The sequence below is a fragment of the Enterococcus casseliflavus NBRC 100478 genome (genome assembly GCF_001544095.1).
Classification (GTDB): domain Bacteria; phylum Bacillota; class Bacilli; order Lactobacillales; family Enterococcaceae; genus Enterococcus_D; species Enterococcus_D casseliflavus.
Genome location: NZ_BCPT01000028.1, coordinates 12,870 through 27,923 on the forward strand (window position 1 = coordinate 12,870; position 15,054 = coordinate 27,923).

At 45.4% G+C, this 15,054-nt stretch carries 12 protein-coding genes; 5 read left to right on the forward strand and 7 right to left on the reverse strand.

Going from position 1 to position 15,054, the window contains the following annotated elements; genetic code table 11:
• Nucleotides 1-47: 47 nt before the first annotated feature.
• The 4 genes from ECA1_RS15975 to ECA1_RS15990 form a co-directional block, all read right to left on the reverse strand.
• Nucleotides 48-2,714: a cation-translocating P-type ATPase gene (locus ECA1_RS15975; protein WP_060793038.1), complete on the reverse strand. Its 2,667-nt coding sequence runs from the start codon at nucleotides 2,712-2,714 to the stop codon at nucleotides 48-50.
• 765 nt (nucleotides 2,715-3,479) lie between these two features.
• On the reverse strand, nucleotides 3,480-4,394 hold the full coding sequence (locus tag ECA1_RS15980; RefSeq protein WP_060793039.1) for a cation diffusion facilitator family transporter: 915 nt from the start codon (nucleotides 4,392-4,394) through the stop codon (nucleotides 3,480-3,482).
• Nucleotides 4,395-4,569: 175 nt separating this feature from the next.
• On the reverse strand, nucleotides 4,570-5,724 hold the full coding sequence (locus ECA1_RS15985; RefSeq protein WP_060793040.1) for an LCP family protein: 1,155 nt from the start codon (nucleotides 5,722-5,724) through the stop codon (nucleotides 4,570-4,572).
• Nucleotides 5,725-5,916: 192 nt separating this feature from the next.
• Nucleotides 5,917-6,381 (reverse strand): VOC family protein, encoded by a 465-nt coding sequence (locus ECA1_RS15990; RefSeq protein WP_060793041.1) that lies wholly within the window; start codon nucleotides 6,379-6,381, stop codon nucleotides 5,917-5,919.
• 77 nt (nucleotides 6,382-6,458) lie between these two features.
• Between ECA1_RS15990 and ECA1_RS15995 the strand changes: the two genes are divergently transcribed.
• From ECA1_RS15995 to ECA1_RS16015, 5 genes are all read left to right on the forward strand, one after another.
• On the forward strand, nucleotides 6,459-7,391 hold the full coding sequence (locus tag ECA1_RS15995) for a helix-turn-helix transcriptional regulator (RefSeq protein WP_060793042.1): 933 nt from the start codon (nucleotides 6,459-6,461) through the stop codon (nucleotides 7,389-7,391).
• Nucleotides 7,392-7,465: 74 nt separating this feature from the next.
• On the forward strand, nucleotides 7,466-7,825 hold the full coding sequence (locus ECA1_RS16000) for a hypothetical protein (RefSeq protein WP_060793043.1): 360 nt from the start codon (nucleotides 7,466-7,468) through the stop codon (nucleotides 7,823-7,825).
• 149 nt (nucleotides 7,826-7,974) lie between these two features.
• Nucleotides 7,975-8,514, forward strand: a complete 540-nt coding sequence (locus tag ECA1_RS16005) for a GNAT family N-acetyltransferase (protein ID WP_060793044.1) — start codon at nucleotides 7,975-7,977, stop codon at nucleotides 8,512-8,514.
• Between the two features lie 15 nt (nucleotides 8,515-8,529).
• Nucleotides 8,530-10,260, forward strand: a complete 1,731-nt coding sequence (locus ECA1_RS16010; protein WP_060793045.1) for an ABC transporter ATP-binding protein — start codon at nucleotides 8,530-8,532, stop codon at nucleotides 10,258-10,260.
• Complete coding sequence (locus ECA1_RS16015) at nucleotides 10,257-12,011, forward strand: ABC transporter ATP-binding protein (RefSeq protein ID WP_060793046.1); 1,755 nt, start codon at nucleotides 10,257-10,259, stop codon at nucleotides 12,009-12,011. The genes ECA1_RS16010 and ECA1_RS16015 overlap by 4 nt, the downstream gene beginning before the upstream one ends.
• Before the next feature lie 67 nt (nucleotides 12,012-12,078).
• Here ECA1_RS16015 and ECA1_RS16020 read toward each other — a convergent pair whose 3' ends face one another.
• The 3 genes from ECA1_RS16020 to ECA1_RS16030 form a co-directional block, all read right to left on the reverse strand.
• Nucleotides 12,079-12,351 carry a GNAT family N-acetyltransferase gene (locus ECA1_RS16020; protein WP_060793047.1) on the reverse strand — a complete coding sequence of 91 codons (273 nt, stop codon included), beginning with the start codon at nucleotides 12,349-12,351 and terminating at the stop codon, nucleotides 12,079-12,081.
• A complete protein-coding gene (locus ECA1_RS16025) occupies nucleotides 12,339-12,617 on the reverse strand; it encodes a (4Fe-4S)-binding protein (RefSeq protein ID WP_015509363.1) in 279 nt (92 codons plus the stop codon). Before ECA1_RS16025 ends, ECA1_RS16020 begins: the two co-directional genes overlap by 13 nt.
• A 191-nt stretch (nucleotides 12,618-12,808) precedes the next feature.
• On the reverse strand, nucleotides 12,809-15,001 hold the full coding sequence (locus tag ECA1_RS16030) for an alpha-galactosidase (protein WP_060793048.1): 2,193 nt from the start codon (nucleotides 14,999-15,001) through the stop codon (nucleotides 12,809-12,811).
• Nucleotides 15,002-15,054: the final 53 nt, after the last annotated feature.

Sequence of the window (15,054 nt, forward strand, 5' to 3'; positions counted from 1 at the left end):
GCGGATCTTCGTTACTCCAGTATCGAAAAAATACGGTAGAATTTATTTTATTTTAATTGGAAGAGTTTCTTCAACCCCATCACGATCAGTGTAGAGATCGCTGCTGCTGCGAAGATAATGCCCCACGTGCCAGCTTGAATCGGCATCGTATCCAATAGCTCATTCATAAACGGTACATAGACCGCCGAAAGCTGTAAACCAACGGAAAGGAGCAATGCCCCCATCAACGGTTTGTTTTTCAAGAGAGTTTTGTCTAAACCAAAGCCGCTGCTCTTACGAACGTTGAAAATATGCATCAATTGCGCGACTGCCATAAAAGTAAAGGTTGCTGTTTGTGCATAAAGCAACTCGTGATCCGTCAGCATCAGGAAGTTGAAGAAGCCAAACGCCACCAAACCAATCACGACCCCACTTAAAATGATACGTCCTAAGAAGCGCTTGTTGACGAGGCCATCAGCTTTCGACCGTGGCTGACGCTTCATGATATCGTCTTCTGCTGGTTCAAAGGCTAACGCCATGGCTGGAGCAATATCGATGACTAGATTCAAGAAAAGGATATGCAGCGGTTGGATCGGCATGGGCATCAAGAAGATGACACTTAAAAAGATCGTCACGATCTCAACCATATTACATGAGAACAGGAAGGAAACATATTTTTTGATGTTGTCAAAAATGATGCGTCCTTCTTTGATAGCATCGACGATCGTTCCAAAACGGTCATCCGTCAAAATCATATCGGAAGATTCTTTGGCTACTTCTGTCCCACGAATCCCCATGGCGATCCCGATATCGGCGCCGTTGAGTGCTGGCGCGTCGTTGACCCCATCGCCAGTCATTGAAACGATATCACCTTCTTCACGCAACGCTTCCACAAGCTGTAATTTGTTTTTTGGTGAAACTCGAGCAAAGACAGCGACTTCTTCGATTTTTTCGTTAAAGCCTTCTTGCCCTGCCAATTCATCGATCTCACGACCCGTCATGGTTTTTTCATGGTCTTTTAAGCCAATTTCTTTGGCGATCATGGATGCCGTCTTCGGATGGTCCCCCGTGATCATTTTCACTCGGATCCCCGCTTCTTGTGCGACCTTCACTGCTTCTTTGACATCTGTTCGCGGCGGGTCGACGATGCCCGCAAAGCCTTGGATCTTGATTTCCTGCAGTGCTGCTTTCAGCTCTGCTTCGTCCGTTCCACCTTGATAATCCTCGATGCAACCGACAGCGATCACCCGCTGCCCATGACTGGCTAACGTGTCATTGTATTCATGAAGCTGTTCTTTTTCTTTGGCATCAGCATCGGCTAAATCAATCAAGACATCTGGTGCCCCTTTGATGATCAATGTCCGTTGCTTTCCTTCATACACGGTCACCATGTATTTGTTGTCGGAATCAAAGGGCATTTCTGCGATTTTCTTCAGCCCGCTGTCCTGCTCTTTTTGGCGATCGATGCCGATTTTTTGACCTAAAACGACGAACGCCCCATCTGTTGGATCACCGAGGATCTCGTATTGCCCTTCGTTTTCACGTAAAGTGGCGGTGGTACATAAAGCACCGTTTTCGATCATCCCTTGCAGCGTATCATGATTGGCTGCATCGATCTCGGTTTCATCCTCCGAGTCTGCCTTGTAAAATTTTCCGTTGGGTTCATACCCATTTCCTGTTACTTTGAACATTTCTCCTGAACCTAAAATGATCTCAGCAACCGTCATTTGGTTTTCTGTCAGCGTCCCCGTTTTGTCACTGGCAATGATACTGGTGGCGCCCAGGGTCTCAACAGCTGATAACGATTTGACCAGTGCTTTGTGCTCGGCCATCGTCCGCATACCTCGGGACAATGTGATCGTCGAAACGGCTGGCATTGCTTCAGGTATCGCTGCGACCGCCAAAATAATCGAGATATGGATCATTTCGACAAATGGTTGATTCGTCAAGACCCCAGCGATCAAAACTGCCACAGCAGCAAAAAGCGCGGCAATAATGATTGCTTTTCCTAGCTTGTCCAATTCGATATCTAACGGCGTTTGACGCTTTTTGTCACCCGTCAGCATGTCACTGATTTTTCCGACCTCGGTCTTCATACCGGTTTCTGTCACTACAGCATAGGCATTTCCCCGAGTTGCCGCAGTTCCTGCGAAAACGACATTGCGGCGATCGCCTAGTGGAACATCTTCTTCATAGGTTTCTCGTGCATCTTTTTCAACAGCTTCTGACTCACCGGTCAGCGCTGATTCGATACAGGCAAAGTTGCTCGTTTCAAGTAAGCGGGCATCTGCCGCAATGGCATCCCCTTCTTCCAGAACGAGAATATCGCCTGGAACGATTTTTGCCGACTCGATCTCCATTACTTCTCCATCACGAATCACTTTTGCGGTAGTGTAAATCATGCTTTGAAGAGAATCAATTGATTTTTGTGCTCGTAATTCTGTGATAAAACCTGTCATTACAGCAATCACCACGGCAATCAATACTGCAATTCCTTCAATCGTTTCCCCCATCGCAAAAGAGAGTAACGCAGCTGCTAGCAATAAATAAACAATCAAGTTGTTCAAGTTATGCCACAGCAATTCCCATACAGAAAGGGATTCTTGTTGCTGGATCGTGTTTTCTCCGTATTTTTCTAAGCGTTTGTCGGCTTCTTTCCCGCTTAGGCCTTGCTTGCGGTCACTTTCAAAATGTTTCAAGGTCTCTTCAGTCTTTTGCTGGTAAAATTTTTCCATCAAATTCCTCCTTTTAATTGTAAACTTCTTGCCGAGGGTTTCCACGTTTCTGAAGGGATAAATTGGTACAGATACCTTGCACAGTCATTTTTTGATTTGAATCGATTCAGGCGATCGCTGAATGAAGGGAATATAACCAATAAGAAAAGCAAGCGCAGGTTGACTGGCTGAGGGAAAAGGTATGTGTGTTGAGCATCGATCATTTTGCGAGCAATGAAGCAACTGCTTTTAATCGTCGCAAGTGATCTTTCTATGTACGTACTTTGTGAAAAAACCATCCGGCCTACTTCTAACCTATCATGGATGAAGATGTTCGCAAAGGATTTTGCTTCACAAGTGGTGTAAAAAAACAGTCGTAACAAAATTAGCACCACCGCTTTTGGTGACGATTGGGCAGCATGTCAGCAATGCCAAACAGGTACTCGTTTCGGTGTTTTCTTAATAAACTAAGCTTTTGCTGTGTTGTGATTTACAATGTTACAACTCTATCAAAAAAATAACTTTAAAAAGAGAACGCTTGCTGTCCTTACTTTATTTTAACAAAAAACAACATACTTTTGAACAAAAAAAGTGTTTATTGCTAAAAAACAATTAAATTGCGACATCTCGCTGACATTCTCCTTCCTGATCGCCAGAAAAGGTTGAAGCAAAACAAGCCATTGATCCATTGTGTTCATATAAAACAAGCACGCCAATACCCCAAAAAAGCATTCCTCGTTTGAATGATAAATCACCAACCGAAGAATGCTTCGTATTAATTCTACTTTATGAGGGAACTTCCTCACTCTCGATGTAGCAATAGACTCGCAGATCAGGCAAAGCCTGTTTGATCCGCTGTTCGATGGTATCGATAAATACGCTTGGTTCTTCGGGTTCTAGCTTCAAGGTAAGGTCGGCGACGATCAAAAGTTCTTCTGGACTTAGATGGAGGGTTCGCAAATCTTTGATTTGAATGATGGCAGGATCGGCTAAAATTTGTTTGATCGCCATTAAATCAGAAGCAGAGGCGCCTTCTCCAATCAAGAGGCTATAAAATTCTTTGGCTAAAAAGACAGCAGCAGCAATCAGCAACAATCCACCTAAAATGCCGCCGAGGGAATCAAATACTGGATTGTCCGTCAATGCGGTCAATAAGATCCCTGCGATGGCGATCGTCACGCTACCTAGGGCAAATAAATTTTCCGTGAAGCCTAAAAGCAGATCGGAATCGCGGCTTTCTTTTAAGAAACGAACGAGGGGCTGGTTTTGCTTGTTTTGTTCTTTGACTTCTTGCCAGCCCTCTTGAACAGCCGTCACTTCAATGAACAAACTGACAAATAAGATCGCTGCCACCAGCTGGAGCTGTTCCACTTCATGGGTTGGGTCTAGCAGATCACGGCTGGCTTCAACAACCGCTAAAATCCCACCACCTAAAAAAACTGTCATGGCAACTACAGTACTAAAAAAATAGGTCGCTCGTCCTTCACCAAACTGATGCAGTTCGCTGCGTCCTCGCTGTGCTCGGTTTTCACCGATGGCTAGAAGTCCTTGATTGATGCAATCGATCAGACTATGGATACTTTCATTCATCAAGACTGCACTGCCGCTAAAGAAGTAGCCGATGGCTTTCATGATCAACCCTAAGACATGGGTCAGCAAAACGATTCTACGGGCTTTTTGCTCTTGCTGTTTTTCCATCATACTTCCTCCTTCGGTGTCGGACTCGCTGCAACAAGCTGTCTCTTTTCTTAAGCATAGCACTGCACTTCCTAGATGAAAACGAAAGTGGCTTGCGACAAAGATTTACCATTTGCTCCCCTCTTGAACGCAAAAAAACCAGGATTTCTCCTGGCTTGCTTCTGACAATTATACTTCATTAATAATTTGAATCTGATCCATACTCCGTGCCATAGCCCGTTCCGTTGTCAGTACCGTACTCGTTGCCATAACCTGTTCCTTGAGACCCGTCGTCGTATCCTGTCTGAGCACCTGTGTTTTGATTTTGGGTACTCTGTTCTTCTGTCTGCTTGCTTAATGCCTTAAGCATGTCGTTTCGGATTTCATTGTAAGAGTAGTCTTGGATGTACACAATGGACTGACCATCGTAAGACTCCCCATCATACCATTCAAAGGTATGACTATTGATTTCAAACCCTGAAATCATATTTCCAGCAAGGGAAACTAAATCTTCAAACTTAAAGTTTGTATTCACGTCTTCACTGACTGAGTCTAAGATTTCTTGGTACTTGGTGACATTATTGATTTTCAAAGCTTGGTGGATCGCTGCTTCAATAACTTCTTGCTGACGATTTCCTCGATCCACATCGGTATCCATTTTACGGATGCGCGCAAAAATCAAAGCTTGCTCACCGTTCAACAACTGACGACCTTCCGGAATCAATGTTTCCCCAGAGTTATCTGCGGCATAATCTTGATTTATGTCGTAAGGGACATTTACAGTTACACCACCAATTGCATCAATAATTTTTTTAAAGCTTATGAAATTCACATTTACATAGTAATCGATTGGTAATTGCAAATAATTTTGAACGGTTTCGATCGTGGCATCTTCTTCTCCGACTGTATAAGCACTATTGATTTTTGCTGTGGTATAGATCGTACCCGTTCCAGTTCCATCATAGATATTCGTCCAAATATCCCGCGGGATGCTGACCATATCGATTTTTTTATTTTCGCCATCATAAACCATGTAGATCAAACTATCAGTACGTGCGCTGTCTAAATGATCTGTTTGTTCACGTTCCTCATCATTATCGACACCCATCAATAAAACACCGAACTTAGAACTTACATCGGATGTTTTGAGTGATCCATCCTCTTTTCCTTTGTTAGAGGTTATCACAGCGGATTCTTTAAACATTTTATCCACTGAATTTTTTGCTGCATAATACGTATAGCCGGCAAATAAAACGATGCCTGCAATGGCGAAAAGAAAGATTCCTCCAATAATCACGCGTTTGTTGCGCGCTTTGTGGGCTCTTTGCTGTTTATATCTCGTCTTTCTATCCATAGTGCCTCCTTCATTTCTCCTGAATTGCTCTCCCCGATTGTACCAGAATTTTTACGATCCGCCTATTTTTTTAAGAAGTTTTATTCTTTTTCTGTGAAGTCCTTTAAACATTCCTTAAAAATAATTCTGGGATTGAAAGAAACTTGGATAAATAGTCAACTTCTATGGATATTTTATTAAAAAACGATTTTTTCATTCACCCTTTTTGGAGGGATCAACTTCTTTTTCGACAGTCAGCTGAATAATTACACCAAAGGGATCGCGAACACTTGCATAAAAAAACGCAAAAGCATTCTCACTTGGTGCTTGGATCGTCTGACTGCCTTTTTGCCTCAATCGTTGATAAAGCTTCTGAGCTATTTGACTCTCCGCTAGCGTCAAACTCAGTGACAAGTGATTGCCTCGCTGAATCGTCTCTCCTTCAACTAGTGGATTGTCTGCCAGCTGCAACTGGAAATCTCCGATCTGTAGGATGGAGTGAGAAAGATACTGTTCTTGTCCCGCAAGAATCTCCAGCGTTGGATCAAGTCTCTCACGATACTCCTGGTTGGTGATGGCAAATAAGAGGGTTGCGTCTAATGTTTCTTGATAAAATTGAATGGCTTCTTGGGCTTTGCCGTCTAAGGTTAAAAACAAAGCGATTTGGGGTTCGATCATTTGTTGGTTCCTCCTTTTCTTGTTACCATAAGTGTAACTGTGAATATTGCCAAAACTTGGCACCATTGGAGAAAGAAATGAAAAAATCAGAACGCTTAACACAGGAACTATTGTATTTACAAGGAAAAACCACTTTTCATCTAGCCGATTTGATGGAAACCTTCGCAATCTCAAAACGTACAGCCGTCCGTGATGTCCAATCATTGGAAGAGCTGGGCTTGCCTCTCGTAGTAGAAACCGGTCGTTATGGCGGCTATCAGATTTTGAAAAATCAACTGACCCCCTTGTACTTTGACAAAAATGAACGGTATACCCTTTTCTTTGCTTTGCAGCTCTTACAAAAATTAACCGATTCTCCTTTTGATCGGAGTTATCAAGGGCTACGGCGAAAACTGTTGCAGTCTTTTTATCAAGGAGACACCGAGTGGTTAGAAAAAATGGAGACGGCGGTTTCGTTTCAAGGGGTGCCTCAATTGACGAGTGCGCCGATCCTCTCAGCGCTTTTTTCAGCGATCGTACAAGAACAGGTCATCCAATTTACCTATCAGCGTTATCAAAAAACGAACAAGACCGTACAACCCTATCAACTGGATTTTCGTGCTGGCTACTGGTACTGTTTGGCCTATGACTGTCAAAAGCAGGCTTTTCGCCGCTATCGCTGTGATGCAATGCAGGGACTTGCTCCGACTGAAAAAACAGGCTATACCTTGCAGCAGTTAGCTGAAAAACAGCTGCAGCAACAAGTGTTGACACAAACACTGGGCTATCACATCCGCTTTGATCTATCGGCAAAGGAACGCTTGAGGCAAGAAAAATATCCTGACATGGCAGTGGTGGAACGTCCTAGCGAGCTTTGCTTAGAGGGGCACATTGCCGACAATGAGCTGGGTTTTCTGGCTGATTTTCTCTTGCAATTTGGTCCAACCATCAAAGAAATCCACCCGTTAGTCCTCAAACAAGCGTATACTGAAAAAGTTCGGCAAATGCTGCAGCCATTTGCAACGGACTGACCGCTTTCCTGCATTGATTACTGATTGCTTGCTTGCGGCGAAACTGATTCTAATTGATAAGGAGTTTTCTACCCATGTTTCTTTTAAATAAAAAAACCTTCCAAGCGTTGGCTGCCCCCTATAGGACAGAAGGGGCTGCCATCGGCTATGCCAAATGGCAGTCCTTCAACGCCATCACCAGCCGTAGCCTGCTCGTCTTGGATGATCAGCATTTGACGATTTTGGCGTTGAATCTTTTCTCGACAAAAGTCGTGCAGCACAAAAGCATACCGCTTGCTGAGCTGAAAAAACAGCACAAAGATCCTGTTGTAGGGATGCTCGTCCCGATTCGCTTTACTTATAAAGGGGAAACCTACCGTTTTCAAATGCAGCGAGTGATCTTGCCCTTGGGAGATTGGCAAAAAACCTTTCTTGCCCGCTGGCAGTCGTGGTAAATGAGCAACAACCGGCAAGGTTCGTTTCCTAGAAAAAGACTTTCCAAGTGATTTACATTTTTTTTGCAAGAAAATGAATAGATTTTTCAGGGGATGTTTTCGGCTATTTCGTTCTATGGTAAGATGTCCCTAAAGAATTGGAGGCTGTTATGGGTTTTATTGCAAGTGAACGTTTACTGCTTCGTCCGTTTCAAGAAAGTGATTTTGCCGATACCTTTGCTATTTATCGGCAAGCGGAAGTCTGCCGTTTCTTACTTCATGAGCCTTGGCAGACAGAAACGGCAGCTGCGGCTTTTGCCAAAAAATGCCAACAGCACGCCTTGACGGACCAAGCAGGTCTTTCTTTAGCGGTACTACACGATCAAACGGTCATCGGCGATTTGTCGGTGTGGTCTACTGGTCAACCGTCTTCCGTTGAAATCGGCTATGCCTTCCATCCGTCATTTGGCGGACAAGGGTTTGCTCAAGAAGCATTGAAAGAATTGTTGGGCTGGTTGTTTGCCAGTCAGAAGATCCATCGGGTCCAAGCGACGCTAGACGCCCGCAATCAGGCCTCAGCCAAGCTTTGCCAACGCATTGGATTACGCCAAGAAGCACATTTTATCCAAGACTGGTGGAACAAGGGGGAATGGACCGATAGTTTGGTTTATGCCTGTTTAGCCAGTGAATATCCTGCTCATCCGAAATAATTTAGGAGGTTTTTTATGATTAGCTTGTTACGCTATGCCAAGGATTATCGCAAACAGATTATTCTTGGTCCGTTTTTCAAATTTTTAGAAGCGGTGTTTGAATTGATCCTGCCTTTGCAGATGGCCGCTTTAGTCGATGAGGGGCTGCGGCAAAACAATTGGTCAAAGGTCGTTGAAATGACGATCTGGATGATCGTGATGTCCGTGGTAGGCATGATCTGTGCCGTCATCTGTCAGTATTATGCTTCCATCGCTTCTCAAGGCTTCGGGACGGAACTACGCAATCGCTTGATGAGAAAAATCAACACCCTTTCCCATAGCGAACTAAACTTATTCGGGACGGATACCTTGATCACCCGAATGACCAACGACATCAACCAGATGCAGATTGCTTTGGCAATGCTGATTCGGCTGGTGGTCCGTGCGCCCTTCTTAAGTATCGGTTCGGTGATTATGGCCTTTGTCATTGATTGGCAAGCTGGCTTGATTTTCCTTCTCGTCTTACCGCTCTTTTGTATCGTCTTATTCTGGATCATCGCCAAAACCGTGCCATTATATAAGAAAGTTCAAATTCATCTCGACGAATTGAACGAACTAGTGAGTCAAAATTTAAGCGGGATTCGGGTGATTCGTGCTTTTGCCCGCACAAAAACGGAAACGAAACGTTTTGATAAAGCCACTGATGATTTAAGTGACGTCTATTTACGGGTCACAAATCTCTCTGCTTTATTGACGCCTGCCACCACCTTGATCATGAATGTCGGCATTATCGCGTTGTTTTATATCGGTGGATTCAAGGTCAATATTGGCAATTTGCAGCAAGGACAAGTATTGGCTCTGGTCAATTACATGAATCAAATGCTCTTAGCATTGATCGTGGTTTCCAACTTAGTGATCATCTTTACCCGTGCCGCTGCATCTGGTTCACGGATCAACGAAGTGTTAGCCACTGAGCCGTCGATCGGCGACGAGCTTTCAGAAGTCTTTATGGATCAGCCGAAAAACAACGTTGGAGCGATTCGCTTTGAGCACGTTGATTTCCGCTTTTCAAAAGAATACGGATTAGCCTTGAAAAACATTGATTTCCAAGTCGCGCCGGGGACTATTTTAGGTATCACTGGACCAACCGGGAGTGGGAAATCTGCCTTGACCCAATTGATCCCCCGCTTCTACGATGTGGCTGATGGCAAAGTGATCGTTGACGGGCACGATGTGCGGAAATGGCCTTTACAGCAATTACGCCAAAAAATCGCCATGGTGCCTCAAACCGCCGTGCTGTTTACGGGAACGATTCGAGAAAACTTGCAATGGGGCAAAAAAGATGCCACCGATGAAGAGTGCTGGCGAGCACTCGAAATCGCTCAAAGCCGCGACTTCGTTGAAGCCTTGCCGCAGCAACTGGATACCCCGATTTTTGAAGGCGGCAAGAACTTTTCTGGGGGACAAAAACAACGGTTAACGATTGCCAGAGCATTGATCGCTAAACCAGATATCTTGATTTTGGATGATTCTCTAAGCGCCCTTGACTATCAAACCGATCTTGATTTGCGGATGGCTTTAAAAGAAAGCATTCGTGGTACGGTCATCATCATCTCCCAACGGGTACGCTCCATCCAAGATGCGCAGCAGATCTTGGTCTTAGACCAAGGGAATTTGGTAGGCAAAGGGACCCATGAAGAGCTACTGGCAACGTCAAAAGAATACCAAGAAATCGTGGCATCACAGGCAGAGGAGGAAGAAGCATGAAAAAGAAATCATTCGATTGGTCGGCCTTTCGTCGCTACCTCCCTTATTTGACTGCCTACGCGAAGGAAACTTGGGCAGCAGTTGTCCTCGGGATCGCTGCTGGTGTTTCCTCGGTTTATATGACGTATCAGATCGGTCAAGCCGTCGATCAGCTGATAGGTGCCGATCAAGTGCAGTTCAGCGCCCTCTATCGTATTTTGCTTTTGTTTGCCGGAGTGGTATTAGTGACTGTGGTCAGTCAATGGTTGATCCAGCGACTAGGCAACCGCGTGGCGTATTTATCCGTCGCCGATTTGCGTAAAAAAGGCTTTGCCCATCTCAATACATTGCCGTTGCGCTATTATGACCAAAACTCCCACGGCAACATCGTCAGTCGCTTTACCAACGACATGGACAATATTTCCATTGCCGTCGCTGCAGTCTTTAACCAGTTGTTCTCTGGTATTTCGGTCGTCTTGATCGCCTTAGTCGTCATGCTGCAAATGAGTGTGCCCTTAACGTTGGTCGTATTGGTTTTGACCCCGATCATCTTTTTGGTCAACTGGATCGTGGCACGAACGTCTCAATCGCATTTTGCTCGCCAACAAGAAATCGTCGGCGAAATTTCTGGCTTTGTTACGGAAATGATCGGCAATCAAAAAATTGTCAAAGCCTTTGATCGAGAAACCATCAACCAAAACCGTTTTGAAACGATCAACCAAGAATTGAATGTCCGGGGGCAAAAAGCCCAGTTTTCTTCTTCTTTGACCAATCCCCTTTCACGATTCGTCGATCACTTGGCGTATCTGTCAGTCGGCTTTGTCGGCGGTCTGCTTTACTTTTCTGGTTCAGGTGCCGTCACGGTTGGGGTGATCTCCAGCTTTACGATCTACTCCAGTCAGTTTTCGAAACCATTCATTGAATTGTCGGGAATTACCACCCAGATCCAAACGGCATTAGCTGGACTTTCAAGAACCTTTGAGCTGTTGGATCAAGAGCCCGAAACAGCCGATGACCAAGAATCTCAATCACTGGGTGAGATCAAAGGCGAGATTGCCTTTGAGGAGGTTTCTTTTGCTTATGATCCTGGTCAAAAATTGATCGAAGATTTCACTTTTACCGCAAAACCTGGAGAAACCGTCGCGATCGTCGGAAAAACTGGTGCTGGTAAATCGACGTTGGTCAATTTATTGATGCGTTTCTATGATGTCGATAAAGGGGCAATCAAGATCGATGGCACTGATATTCGTCAGTTGAAACGAGAAGAATTACGGCAAAGCTTCGGAATGGTCTTGCAGGATACGTGGCTCTTTGATGCCTCTTTACGAGAAAACCTGCAATACGGCAATGACACTGCCACAGATGAAGAAATCTACGATGCCTTAAAGCATGCCTATATGTATGAGTATGTGATGCGCTTACCAGAAACACTAGATACACCGATCGGTCATCAAGGGATCAAGATCTCTGACGGGCAACGGCAGCTCTTGACGATCGCCCGCACGATGATCAGCAACCCACCCATGCTGATTTTGGATGAGGCAACCAGTTCGGTTGATACTCTGACTGAGAAAAAAATCCAAGATGCTTTCTTGAAAATGATGGAAGGCAAAACCAGCTTTGTGATCGCCCATCGCTTATCAACGATTCGAGCAGCAGACAAGATCCTGGTGATGGATGCCGGTCAAATCGTGGAGCAAGGAACCCATGAAGAATTACTGGCAGAACAAGGCTATTACTATCGCCTGTACCATGCTCAATTCCAACATTGATCAGCCATACCACAAACCCCCATCAGCTCAAAGGTACCTGCTTGAGCTGACGGGGGGCTTTTTTTATTTATTGGTTCCAAACATCGGCATATTCTGGTTTGCGTTCAAATTCTTTTTTGGCAAAGGGACACAAAGGAATGATTTTCTTTTGTTCTTTGCGGGCTTTTCCCACCCCTTTTGCCACTAATTTTTCGGCCAGACCTTGGCCCCGATAAGCGGGATCGACAAAGGTATGGTCTATGATCAAGCGCGTTTCGCCCGCTTCTGACCAGGTCATTTCACCGATTTCTTTGTCGCCGTCTTTTAACACAAATCGAGTGTTTTCTTCTAAGATTTCCATGGTTCTTCCTCCTTCAATATGTACTTTAATGCACCGCTGGGGCAAGTGTGGATCACTTGTGCCGCTTGCGCTGCTTCCCCGTTATCAGGAATCACCCATGGGCGCCGTCCAACTTCAAAAATAGCGGGATTGCCCCGCACACAGTTGCCGCTGTGAGTGCAAATTTCTTTATTGTAATAAATATCGATCGCTTCGCCACGATACTTCCGATATCCTGCAGCAATCAACCCTGCCTCTGTTTCCTTGCCTAGTGGCTGTTCGTCCATGTTGAACACCCTCCTCTTATTGATTGTCAGAAGCAAACTGCCTGCCTCCTCCTTCATCATACGACTTCTCGAGAAAAAAATAAATCATTTGTTCAAAAATAACCTCTCAGTTGCCGATCATTAGCCAAATGCTTGCGGCAGCACAATAAAGCGTCCTGTCAAAACATGTTGCTTTGACAGGACGCTGATTTTCATTCGTGAGGCGCTTTTGCAACAAAATGAAACCGCTGCGTGGCGTAATCCCCTGCTAAATGAGGATCGATATACAACCCGAGCTGCATCAATTCATCGCCACCGAAGGTCTCTCCCCCACTTTGATAGGTAAGGTCTGGATCTAAGCCAGCCAGCTTTAAAGTAACCAATGGTGCAGAGGCTTCGGCTAAGACTCGGAAGTAAAAGACGATCGCTTCTTTTTTATCTGGGGAAACATACAGCCAGGCGGCGTCATTGCCTTCATAAGGGCTGAGCAGTCGAACAAAGCGGCCCAACTGCAGCAGGCGCCGATGTTTTTTATAAAAAGCGATTTGTTCTTTGATCTGCGCTTTTTCCTTTTGTGTCAGTTGTGTTAAATCAAGCTCATAGCCCAGCAAGCCAGACATCGCAGCATTGCCGCGAATCGCTAGATCCGTTGCCCGTTGGGTCTGATGGTTCGGGATCGCTGAGACATGGGCACCCATGGTGGATGGCGGATAGACCAGACTGGTTCCGTATTGGATCTTCAGGCGGGCGATGGCGTCGGTATTGTCGCTGGTCCAAATCTGCGGCATATAATACAAGAAGCCAGCATCAAAGCGCCCGCCACCGCCAGAACAGCCTTCAAACAGGATCGTTGGATAGGCAGTGGTCAGTTTTTCTAGAAATTCATACAAGCCCAGCAGATAGCGATGTGCAACCTCCCCTTGCTGGGCAGGATCGAGGAGCAAGGAATAGACATCCGACAGACTGCGGTTCATGTCCCATTTGATATAGTCGATGGCAACCGTATCAAACAGTTGGGATAATTGCTGATAGAGATGGTCTCTGACATCTTGTCGAGAAAAGTCCAACACATACTGACTGCGGCTAAGCGCTGGCTTGCGATTGGGTACTTGTAATAGCCAATCAGGGTGCTGTCGGTTCAGTTCACTGTCGCCAGAAACCATTTCTGGTTCCAGCCAAAGCCCGAATTGCAGCCCTTTGTTATGGACTTTTTGGGCAAATCCTGCCAAGCCAGAAGCCAGCTTGCCTTCGTTTTCAAACCAATCGCCTAATGAGGTTTGGTCATCTTCTCGCTGACCAAACCAGCCGTCATCCAAAACAAACAGTTCGATTCCCAGCTCCTTGGCTTCATCAACGAGGGCATCTAGCTTTTCTTCATTGAAATCAAAGTACGTTGCCTCCCAGTTATTGATCAGGATCGGCCGTTCTTGCTTTTTGTATTTACCCCGAATCAAATGCTCGTCATAAAAATCATGATAGGTGGCTGACAGCTGATTCAAGCCAGCCTCACTATAAGCAATCACGGCTTCTGGGGCTTGAAAGCTTTCAGTTGGCGGCAATTGCCAGGCAAATTGATGGCTGTTGATCCCCATGATCACACGGGTTTGTTGGTAAGGATCTTTTTCGATGATGGTTTCATGATTGCCGCTATACAGCAAGCTAAAACCAAAACACTCCCCAGCAAACTCCGTAGCATTAGGTTCCAGCAAGACGGCAAAGGGATTTTGCTGATGGCTGCTGGAACCCCGCTTGCTGTCTAAACGCTTGATGCCGCGATGGATTGGTTCTCGAGTCACTTGGCGTTCCTTCGCCCATGCCCCTGGCAAGTGGATCAAATCAAAGGGACGGTTAGGAAAATCCAGGGATTGACTCGCCAGCTGTTCGATGGTAACAGGCTGGTTTCCGTGGTTGATTATTTTACTTGAGCGGACGATCACTGCCGCCCCCTCAAAAATCGTGTAAAACAGCTGCAGCTCGAGTCCCGCCACATCATCTTTTAAGAACAGCATCAGTGTTTCGATGCCGTCGTCGGCCCCATGGGTCTGAGGCAATCCTGCTAAGGCTGGTTTGCCTTGTTGAATCTGGTAATCACTAAAGACAAAATGGCTGACTCGGCTGCCGTCAAACTGGCGAATCGTATAGGCAGCTTCTCGAAAGTCCCCGAAGCCATTACCAGGAAACTCTAGCATCAAGGTGTCTAATGAGAAAAGCCGATCGCTACTGTCTGGGGGATTAGGTGAAAAGGACCGATCAAGGCGTGGGTAGCGATAGCCACCAGAATAATGGGCGATTTTCTTCCCAAAATAAAGGTGCGCCACATTGCCCCCTTCCTCTATCTGTAAGAGATAGCTGATTTGATCGTTGCTTAAATGAAAGACGTTTAATTGTTTGTCAAAAAGAATCATATCTTACCCTCTACTTTGTATTTGTTTGCTGATGCCCCGCTTATTTCACGGAA

What these genes read in the sequence shown, in the direction of transcription:
- ECA1_RS15975 (WP_060793038.1), bottom strand. Translation starts at nt 2,714, where the DNA reads ATGGAAAAATTTTACCAGCAAAAGACTGAAGAGACCTTGAAACATTTT.
- ECA1_RS15980 (WP_060793039.1), bottom strand. Translation starts at nt 4,394, where the DNA reads ATGATGGAAAAACAGCAAGAGCAAAAAGCCCGTAGAATCGTTTTGCTG.
- ECA1_RS15985 (WP_060793040.1), bottom strand. Translation starts at nt 5,724, where the DNA reads ATGGATAGAAAGACGAGATATAAACAGCAAAGAGCCCACAAAGCGCGC.
- ECA1_RS15990 (WP_060793041.1), bottom strand. Translation starts at nt 6,381, where the DNA reads ATGATCGAACCCCAAATCGCTTTGTTTTTAACCTTAGACGGCAAAGCC.
- ECA1_RS15995 (WP_060793042.1), top strand. Translation starts at nt 6,459, where the DNA reads ATGAAAAAATCAGAACGCTTAACACAGGAACTATTGTATTTACAAGGA.
- ECA1_RS16000 (WP_060793043.1), top strand. Translation starts at nt 7,466, where the DNA reads ATGTTTCTTTTAAATAAAAAAACCTTCCAAGCGTTGGCTGCCCCCTAT.
- ECA1_RS16005 (WP_060793044.1), top strand. Translation starts at nt 7,975, where the DNA reads ATGGGTTTTATTGCAAGTGAACGTTTACTGCTTCGTCCGTTTCAAGAA.
- ECA1_RS16010 (WP_060793045.1), top strand. Translation starts at nt 8,530, where the DNA reads ATGATTAGCTTGTTACGCTATGCCAAGGATTATCGCAAACAGATTATT.
- ECA1_RS16015 (WP_060793046.1), top strand. Translation starts at nt 10,257, where the DNA reads ATGAAAAAGAAATCATTCGATTGGTCGGCCTTTCGTCGCTACCTCCCT.
- ECA1_RS16020 (WP_060793047.1), bottom strand. Translation starts at nt 12,351, where the DNA reads ATGGAAATCTTAGAAGAAAACACTCGATTTGTGTTAAAAGACGGCGAC.
- ECA1_RS16025 (WP_015509363.1), bottom strand. Translation starts at nt 12,617, where the DNA reads ATGGACGAACAGCCACTAGGCAAGGAAACAGAGGCAGGGTTGATTGCT.
- ECA1_RS16030 (WP_060793048.1), bottom strand. Translation starts at nt 15,001, where the DNA reads ATGATTCTTTTTGACAAACAATTAAACGTCTTTCATTTAAGCAACGAT.